The sequence below is a fragment of the Flavobacterium johnsoniae genome, assembly GCF_001879205.1.
Lineage (GTDB): Bacteria > Bacteroidota > Bacteroidia > Flavobacteriales > Flavobacteriaceae > Flavobacterium > Flavobacterium johnsoniae_A.
The window spans coordinates 479,995-489,285 of the sequence record NZ_MLFK01000001.1 but is presented as its reverse complement, the minus strand read 5'-3'; the positions used below and the strand labels follow the sequence as shown (position 1 = coordinate 489,285).

The window sequence follows — 9,291 nt, the reverse complement described above, 5'->3', positions numbered from 1 at the left end:
AAAAAAAAAGTCTTTCCAAGTGAATGAAAAGACTTTTGTCGGGGTGGCAGGATTCGAACCTGCGGCCTCCTGCTCCCAAAGCAGGCGCGATAACCGGGCTACGCTACACCCCGAAGATGTATTTGTTGTACTGCCCGTAAGCGGATGCAAATATAATAATAAAATTTGTTTACGAAAGGAAAAAATGAAAATAAATAAAACTTATTTTAAGATAGCTATTTCAGATTTATTTTCGGCGTTATTTTTTATAATAAAGTTTACATTTGCATCACAAAAAAACAATACACATTATGTCAGATACAATAGAAAAAATTAAATGCCTTATTATAGGTTCTGGCCCTGCAGGTTATACTGCAGCAATTTATGCTGCCAGAGCAAACATGAATCCGGTTTTATATCAGGGAATGCAGCCTGGAGGCCAGTTGACTACAACTAATGAAGTAGAAAATTTTCCTGGTTATGTTGATGGTGTTACGGGACCAGAAATGATGGTTCAGTTACAAGAACAAGCAAAACGTTTTGGAGCTGATATTCGCGACGGCTGGGCTACAAAAGTTGATTTTTCTGGAGATATTCATAAAGTTTGGATTAACGATTCGATCGAATTGCACTGTGAAACGGTTATTATTTCTACAGGTGCTTCGGCTAAATATTTAGGATTACCATCTGAACAGCACTATTTAAATATGGGTGGCGGCGTTTCTGCATGTGCTGTATGCGACGGATTTTTCTACCGCAATCAAGAGGTTGTAATTGTTGGAGCAGGAGATTCTGCCTGTGAAGAAGCACATTATTTATCTAAACTTTGTAAAAAAGTGACGATGCTGGTAAGAAGCGAAAAATTCAGAGCTTCTAAAATTATGGAAGAACGAGTTCGCAAAACAGAAAACATCGAGATTTTAATGAATCACGATACTGTTGAAGTTTTGGGCGACAATAACGTAGTACATGCTATTAAAGCATTAAACAAAACTACCGGAGAAGTTATCGAAATTCCAGCAACCGGATTTTTCGTAGCCATTGGCCACAAACCAAATACAGATATTTTTAAAGATTACATTACACTTGACGAAACTGGATATATTGTAAATACACCAGGTACATCAAAAACAAATGTTGATGGTGTTTTTGTTGCCGGAGATGCTGCAGACCACGTTTACCGTCAGGCAATTACTGCTGCAGGTACAGGCTGTATGGCTGCTCTTGATGCTGAAAGATACTTGGCTTCTAAAGAGTAATTTTTAGTCGCAGTACGCGGTCGCAGTTTCAGCTTTTGGAATGTGACTAAACATTAAACAAAAAGTCCCAATCAATAAGGTTGGGACTTTTTGTTTAATAACACCTGATACTGCGCTGATTACTGTGACTGAATACTGCAGCTTTATTTAATTTTCTTAATCAATTTAGCTTCTTCAGAAAAACGGGTAAGTTCTATTTTTGGATTACCAAATAATGAAAGTTCTGCTTTATCTCCAATCGCTAATGAAAGGGTTGTTTCTGCAAAAATAGTTCCCACGGCATAATTTTCAGCTGTAACACTTGCATCTTTGAGAGTGAATTTTGTTCCGGTAAAAATCGAATTATTATCTAAACGAATAGTAGCCTTTTCAGCAATTCCTTCAATCGCAGCAGTTGCTTTTTGATATAAGTCGCATTTGAATTTTATAGCAGAAACCAATGTTTTAATAGAAGCATTTTTGCTTAATTGCAAATTTCCTTCTTCTGCTTTTAAGTTTAATTCGGTTCTTGATTTGTCGTCTGCAATTAAAGTGAATTTTTTAGAATTTACATTCAAATATAATTTCGAAAAATCAACACTATTAAACGTAATATCATCTAATTGAACTTCCTGAATGGCGTAAATTACAGCGTCATTTTTTGCAATTACTTTGTTTAAAGAATTGGTGTAAGTAACCTTAACCGAAAGCTTTTTGAAAATAGTACTTTCTTTTGCGGTATATAAACGAAGCGTTTTATCTCTTAAATCCATCCCGATTATATCGTGAAGATTATCATCGGCCTCAATCTTAATTTCGTTTTTTTCTCCTTTTTCTAAATAAACTTCAATATTGTCATCGGCTTCGAGTGCATCAAAACTTCCTACTTCTTTAATAGAGGTAGTTACAATTTTAGATCCTTTTACTTTTTCTCTTTTTTGTGCAAATGTTAATGTAGTAACCAAAAGTAATAGGAGTAGTGCTGTATTTTTTTTCATTAATTCTAGATTTGATTTTGGCAAATATAAAAAAATCATCCACTTTTGATGAATGATTTCTTTTATATTTAACAGTTTAGAATGTTAACCCTGAGAGATGCTTCCTCCTGAACTTGCGCTTTTTTCGATAGTTTTTGGAGTAGTGTCGTAATTAATACTTCCACCGCTGCTGGCATCTGCTTTTAGTTTTAGAATTGGATGTACACTAACGGTTCCGCCACTAGAAGCATCTGCTTCTACTTCATTCGATAATAATTTTATTGCATCAATAGCTGCACCACTGCCTGCAGAAACTTTAATTTTTAAAGCTTTCCCTGAAATATTAATAGAACTTCCGCTTCCTGAATCGCAGGTTATGTTATCAGATTCTACATTAACATCCATTGTGGCTGCACTTGATGTCTCCAGCACAATATCTTCTCCTTGTAAAACATTTTTGCTTTCGACTGTCGATGCACTTGATGCTTCTATTTTATCAATCGCAGGCATTTTTACCGTTACTTTTTTCATGTTAACGTTGCGGAAAGAGTTGAATTTGCATTTAATTACCAAAGTTCCGTTTTCGACTTTTGTAATGATTTCTTTTTGAAGATTATCATCGGCTTCTACGGTAATTTCGTATTTATCAGACTGTTCAATAACTAAATCAATGGCATTACTTACAGAGATGTTTTTAAAATCTCCCTGAACAATTCTTTTTTCGGTGGTTACATTACCGCTTCCTTCAATTGTGTTCATGTTGAAATTACATGAGGCAAACAATAAAGCAGTAATTGTGGCAATAACAAATTTCGTAATATGAATGATTATTTTTATCATGGCTTAGTTTATTTTGATTATAACTCCGTTTTTATCAGTGGTTAGCTTTCCGTTAGTTTTTTTTCCGTTTAAAACTTCTTTTCCATTAATTTTAACCGAAACTTCATTTATAGTATCATTATCTATTGTGTCTTCATCGCTGTCATGGTTTACATCATTGTGATCATTTTCCTCGGCAGGACAATTCAAACATTTAATTTTAGAACCATCTACTTTGTAATTGTAATTACCGCTAAAGTGCAGATTAAAGAAATCATCATCAGAATCATCATAATCTTGCACAGATGCATCTGGTTTAAATAATTGCCCTTCTGGTAAGTACAAATATACATCAACTTCCTGACCTCTGAATTTGTTTTTTACATCAGTTAGAAAATAATTATCAAGAACTAAACGATTTCCGTCAAGTTGAATTTTATAATCTATCTTTTCTGCTCTTTTTTTAGCATTTGTAAATGAGTTTCCTCTTGCACTTTTTTCTATTTGTAAGTAGGCTTTGGATTCATCAGTGTGTAAAACATGCAGGCGAACATCAGTAGAATAAATCAATTGATTGTTAGCAGAATCTTGTACAAACTCAAAGTCTCTGTCCTGATTTAGGCTTTTTGCATAGTAATCATTATATCTGAACTTAACATATAATGTATCATTTGGGCTTATTCCTATTTCTTTTTTCTCTATTGTTTTGTTGTCATAAGAAAGTTCAGTTGCTTGTTTGATTCCAACACTTATTGCAATTGCAACCGCTATAATCCAGATTGCTAATAAAGTATATTTTGTAATATTTCCGATAGATTTTAAGTTTGGAGATAACAATTTGAAACCTAAAAGTGTCAAAAAGAAAAACGGAATTCCAACGGCAAGGAACATTAGTAAACCAAATGACCAAATAGGATAATCTGTAAAGTTGCCTGCTTCAATAAAGTTTTGCCAAGGAAAATCAACAAAAACATTTGTACCTAAAGTAAATACTCCAATCAATAACATAATCAAAGTTGAAATACCTGATATAATTAAAATCACTCCTAAAAATTTAGCGAAGATTTTAAAAACCGTCATTACAAAGTCTCCAAATGAACTACTTATTCTCTCAGCTCCCGACTTTACCTGGTTTCCCATTTTATCATAATCTGCATTTTTAAATCTGTCAGACAGTCCTTCAATTTCCTCACGAACTTTTTTTTCAATGTTCGAAATAGTTACCGGCTCTCCTGTCATTTCCAGTTTTTCAGATGTTGTAACTGCCTCAGGAGTTACAATCCAAAGAACGAAATAAGCTAAAATTCCAGTTCCAAAACCTGCAAAAACAAATATTAAGAATACAATTTTGATCCAGACAGCATCAATTCCAAAATAATGTCCTAATCCTGTTGCAACACCTCCAATCATACCTTTTTCTTTGTCACGGTATAATTTTTTGTGTTTTCTTGCACCATTATTAAAAGAGTGGTTAGTGCTTTCTTCGTCCTCAATTCTATAATCTTCAGGTTGTCCCATCACCGCAATTACCTCGTCAACGTCTTTCAGTCCAACAACATGTTTCTCGCTTTTTTGTTTTTCTGTTAATAATTCAGAAACACGCATTTCGATATCTTTGATGATTTCATCTTGTCCGGATGAATTGTTAAGTGATCGTTTTATAGCGTCAAAATAGCGTGTCAATTTTAAATATGCATCTTCATCGATGTGAAAAAACATACCGCCTAAGTTAATATTTACTGTTTTGTTCATGACTTATTGATTTTGATTGGTGATTAGATTTACGGCGTCAGACAATTCTGTCCACGTGCCGCTAAGTTCGTTTAAAAATGTTTGTCCTATTTCGGTTAATCCATAATATTTTCTTGGTGGTCCGGATGTCGATTCTTCCCAACGATAATTAAGTAAACCGTCGTTTTTCAGCCTAGTTAAAAGCGGGTAAACTGTTCCCTCAACAACTAGTAATTTAGCGTTTTTTAAAGTGTCTAATATTTCAGATGTATATGCGTCTTTTTCTTTTAGAACTGATAAGATGCAAAACTCAAGAACACCTTTGCGCATCTGTGCTTTTGTGTTTTCAATGTTCATAATTTCATTTTGTTTTTTTTAGATTGAACAATTCGTTTTTTGATTGATGATTTTGATTGATGATTGATTTCGAATTTATTCTGTTAGAATTAGCTCGTATAAATTATAACTTTTAACCTTTTGAGATTACTTTATAAAAGGAATCGTAAGCGGATATTTGTATAATTCTCCGTTTGAAGCTTTTATTGAAGCATAAATTACTAAAAAGAATTCTACAAATTTTAGAAGTCCAAAAAGTACAACTGCCGTTGCTCCAATGCTTAAAAGCCCTATGTTTCCTTCTAAATTGAAATTCCTGATAACAAAATCGTCGTCGTTAAAAACAGCTTCGATAGGCAGGTTTTGTAAAAATACCGTAACAAAAATTGGTACTGCGATTAAAGCCAGAATTAACGTGTAAAGCAATAAGCTTAATTGAAAATTCAATGCTTGTTTTCCGTGGTGGTCTATAAATTCTGATTTGTCTTTATAGCTTGACCAAATTAGTATTGGGAAAATATAATTCCCAAACGGAATAATGTATTGACTTAATGTACTCAAGTGTGTGAATGCCGAAGTATTCTTTTCTGATGATTTTTCCATGATTAGTGGTGTTGATGATTGCATGATTAAAAGTATATAGTAATTTCTTATGCAAATATATATCTAAAAGACAGTATCTTGTTTTGCATAGTACCAAATATTAACATAATTTTAACAAAATTAAAATTGACTTGAAGAGTTTAAGTAGTTGTAAATCATTCGGAAGTACTGATTTTATTGTGGGTTTTAGAAAGTAATATCAATTTATTGTGCGTGCATAGTTTTTTTGTATTTTTACCATAAAAAATAAATATCATGGCAATATCTGTATCTAAACTCAACAAATTTGTATTATTCAAATTGCCTTCGGCATACTTTTGCGGCGTGCGTGTAAAAGCAATCGACAAAGACAGATGTATAGTTAGTGTAAAGCATCGCTGGATTAACCAAAATCCATTTAATTCGATGTATTTTGCAGTTCAGGCGATGGCGGCTGAGTTAACAACAGGGGCTTTGGTTATTTCACAAATTCAACAGAGTGGTAAAAAAATCTCGATGCTGGTTGCAAATAATAAAGGGAACTTTACCAAAAAAGCAACCGGAAGAATCACATTTGTCTGCAACGACGGGCATCTAATTGCCGATGCCATCAAAAGAACAATCGAAACAGGTGAGGGTCAGACTTTCTGGATGAAATCTATTGGAACAAATGAAGAAGGTGTTCAGGTTTCAGAAATGGATTTTGAATGGAGTGTTAGATTGAAATAGGTTTCTTCTTTTGCCACAGATTACACAGATTAAAATGATTTTCTAATCATAGGATCTGAATAACTTTATGAAACACTTAATTCTTAAGTTATATTCGCATTTTTGTCATCCCGAGGAAAGAGGGATCTCCGCAAGAAGCTAACGCAAAGTATATTTTCTAGATTGTCGAGTTACTTGCGGAGATCCCTCTTTCCTCGGGATGACAATGATTGTGGTTACTGTACTTTTAAAAATCCGTTTAATCTGTGTAATCCGTGGCAAAAAAAAACAAACAATAAAAAAAGGCTTCGAATATATTCGAAGCCTTTTGGTAAAAGATATATTGCGATTATTTCTTAGCGCAGCATTTTTTGTCTTTTTTGTCATCTGTTTTTTTACAGCATGATTCTTTTTTAGCTTTTTCCTTTTTTGGAGCCGGTTTTGTGTCTTGTGCCTGAGCACCAATTGTAAATAAAGCGATGGCTAAAACGGTAAATAATTTTTTCATTTTTTGTATAATTTAATTGTTAGGTATTTTTCTTTTTTTGACTGAGGTGTTAGTTCAAATATAATACGATTTGGTTTTGGAAATTGTCAATAATAAGTTAATGTGCGTTAAGCGACATTAAATTTTATTTCTAGTAATTTAAGTTCACTCCAAAACCAATTCCCATATCGCTGTCGTAGTGTGTTGTGATTCCGAAGTTTCTTCCGGCAATATATTTTAAACCGGCCATATATTCTTTATCCGTATTCCACATCAAATTCATTCGCAAACGTCTCGAAAGCGGAATATCTTTTCGTTCAAATTGCACTCTCACATTTCCATCCGTATAGACTTCGACCTGCGCTTTTACAAGCATAGGCAAAGTATATTCCATACCGGCACTAAAAACCGAGCGATTATCTTTAGTATTGGTTTGCCCAAACATATTTCGTTCCTGCTCGTCCATTCCCATTTTTCTGTAACGCCAGTCAAAACCTATAAAAGGCATAAACCACTGCATTTTGCCAATGTATCGGCCAATATGCGTTTCGGTTTCATAACCGTGTTTGTCGTTGTAACCCAATCTCCATTCGGTTCCAATGCTCCAGCGCGTGTTGTTGTACATCGCTTCACCGTCATTTCCGTTTGAGGCAAAATCATTTTCGGCCATAAAGTGAAACATACGATCGTCCATTTTCAGCATTTTGTACGCCATTTTTGGATCATGAATCAACGGATTTGGAGCTGAATTTTCATAAGTAAAAATTCGTCCCATTCCGGCCATCATGTGATATAAGATATGACAGTGAAAAAACCAATCGCCATCTGCATTCGCCTGGAATTCGATTGTATCGGTTTCCATTGGCATAATATCAATTACATTTTTTAGCGGAGAATAATCGCCATGTTCGTTTATAATCCTAAAATCATGTCCGTGCAAATGCATGGGGTGGCGCATCATAGATCCGTTGTACAATACAATACGAACGTTTTCCCCTTTTTTAATTAAAATTTTATCGGTTTCAGAAATTACTTTATTGTCTAAACTCCAAACATATCGATTCATATTTCCGGATAATGTAAAACGTAATTCTTTTACGGGTGCATCTTTTGGAAGCGTTGTTTTAGTTGGTGATTTCAGCATTCCGTAATTCAAAGTCGTAATTTCGGCCACTTCTGTAGTATCGCTCGACATTTTCATATTCTCCATTTTCATATTCTCCATTTTCATATCTTCCATTTTCATGCCTTCCATATTATGCATCGAATGATCTTCTGTTTTTGCAGATTCCTCTTCGCCGGAAATTTCAGGATACATTACGGCATTCATGTCCATTTTGTTCAACGACATATTCATACCCATATCATTCATTTCTCCGTTCATCTTCATCATATCGTTCATCATTTTCATCCCTTCAAAATATTTTAATTTGGGAAGATGAGAAACAGGTTGTTTTGTGCCTTCACCTAAAAACAAAGAAGCAGATCCGGTTCTGTCTTCGGCTGTAGCCAAAAAAGCAAAGGATTTTTTATCTTCAGGAATCGTCACCACGACATCGTAAGTTTCAGAAACAGCAATAATCAAACGGTCGACTTCTACAGGTTCAACATCGTTCCCGTCGCTGGCCACAACCGTTATTTTTCCACCGCCATAGGTCAGCCAGAAGTAACTTGAAGCACCACCGTTTGCAATTCTTAATCGGACTTTATCTCCCGCTTTGAATTGCGAAAGCTGGTCTTCATTTTTCCCATTAATTAAAAACTTTTCATAATAGACATCACTTACATCCATGGCATTCATACGTTTCCATTCGTTGGTGACTTTAGTCGAAAACTGACCTTTTTTAATTGCTTCGGCATAACTTTGAGTTGTTCCTTTTTTTATCGCAAACCAGTCATTGGCATTATGAAGCATTCGCTGTACATTCTCCGGTTTTAAATCCGTCCATTCGCTCAGAATAACCGGAATAGTGGGTAAATCGTCAATTCCTTTTCGAAAAGTTATATCGTCTTTCTTTTTATTGATAATGAAAAGTCCGTACAAACCAATTTGTTCCTGTAAACCTGAATGGCTGTGATACCAATAGGTTCCGTTCTGGATAATGGGGAAAGTATATTTGTGCGTTGTACCTGGTTTAATGGGCATTTGCGTCAAATACGGAACGCCGTCTTCTTTGTTTGGAAGAAATAATCCGTGCCAATGGAGTGCCGTATTTTCCTTTTTTAAATCGTTATGCACATAAATTTCGGCGATATCTCCTTCTGTAAAAGTCAAAGTAGGCATCGGGATTTGACCGTTAACCGCAATAGCGCGTTTCTCTTTTCCGGAAAAATTGACAATTGTGTCCCGAACGTGTAAATCATAACGAACTACTTTTTGGGCTTTTGCAGTGAAAGCAATCAAAAAGACAATTAAAATAGTATGTAGTTTCAT

General features: G+C 34.6%; 9 protein-coding genes and 1 tRNA gene. 2 read left to right on the top strand and 8 right to left on the bottom strand.

The features are described from left to right. Nucleotides 1–38: 38 nt before the first annotated feature. Nucleotides 39–113 (bottom strand) — tRNA-Pro (locus BKM63_RS02305). A 177-nt stretch (nt 114–290) separates the two neighbouring features. Between BKM63_RS02305 and trxB the strand changes: the two genes are divergently transcribed. Next, a complete protein-coding gene (gene trxB / locus BKM63_RS02300) occupies nt 291–1,238 on the top strand; it encodes a thioredoxin-disulfide reductase (RefSeq protein ID WP_071635046.1) in 948 nt (315 codons plus the stop codon). 143 nt (nt 1,239–1,381) lie between these two features. On the opposite strand, the gene BKM63_RS02295 is transcribed toward trxB, so the two are convergent. The 5 genes from BKM63_RS02295 to BKM63_RS02275 all read right to left on the bottom strand — a co-directional run bounded on the left by BKM63_RS02295 (nt 1,382) and on the right by BKM63_RS02275 (nt 5,683). Next, nucleotides 1,382–2,215 carry a GIN domain-containing protein gene (locus tag BKM63_RS02295; RefSeq protein WP_071635045.1) on the bottom strand — a complete coding sequence of 278 codons (834 nt, stop codon included), beginning with the start codon at nt 2,213–2,215 and terminating at the stop codon, nt 1,382–1,384. Nucleotides 2,216–2,299: 84 nt separating this feature from the next. Continuing rightward, entirely contained in the window at nt 2,300–3,034 is a 735-nt protein-coding gene (locus BKM63_RS02290) for a head GIN domain-containing protein (protein WP_071635044.1), read from the bottom strand. Between the two features lie 3 nt (nt 3,035–3,037). After that, entirely contained in the window at nt 3,038–4,765 is a 1,728-nt protein-coding gene (locus tag BKM63_RS02285) for a PspC domain-containing protein (protein WP_071635043.1), read from the bottom strand. Nucleotides 4,766–4,768: 3 nt separating this feature from the next. Continuing rightward, nucleotides 4,769–5,101: a PadR family transcriptional regulator gene (locus BKM63_RS02280; RefSeq protein ID WP_008464689.1), complete on the bottom strand. Its 333-nt coding sequence runs from the start codon at nt 5,099–5,101 to the stop codon at nt 4,769–4,771. Between the two features lie 126 nt (nt 5,102–5,227). Continuing rightward, on the bottom strand, nt 5,228–5,683 hold the full coding sequence (locus tag BKM63_RS02275; protein ID WP_071635042.1) for a DUF4870 domain-containing protein: 456 nt from the start codon (nt 5,681–5,683) through the stop codon (nt 5,228–5,230). A 255-nt stretch (nt 5,684–5,938) separates the two neighbouring features. Here BKM63_RS02275 and BKM63_RS02270 point away from each other — a divergent pair, with 255 nt between their 5' ends. Beyond that, nucleotides 5,939–6,391 (top strand): DUF4442 domain-containing protein, encoded by a 453-nt coding sequence (locus BKM63_RS02270; protein WP_071635041.1) that lies wholly within the window; start codon nt 5,939–5,941, stop codon nt 6,389–6,391. 328 nt (nt 6,392–6,719) lie between these two features. Here BKM63_RS02270 and BKM63_RS23560 read toward each other — a convergent pair whose 3' ends face one another. Together BKM63_RS23560 and BKM63_RS02265 are read right to left on the bottom strand one after the other, a co-directional pair. Next, the gene (locus BKM63_RS23560) at nt 6,720–6,878 is read right to left on the bottom strand and encodes a hypothetical protein (RefSeq protein ID WP_165608745.1); all 159 of its coding nucleotides are present in this window, start codon (nt 6,876–6,878) and stop codon (nt 6,720–6,722) included. 130 nt (nt 6,879–7,008) lie between these two features. Further along, on the bottom strand, nt 7,009–9,291 hold the full coding sequence (locus BKM63_RS02265; protein ID WP_071635040.1) for a multicopper oxidase domain-containing protein: 2,283 nt from the start codon (nt 9,289–9,291) through the stop codon (nt 7,009–7,011).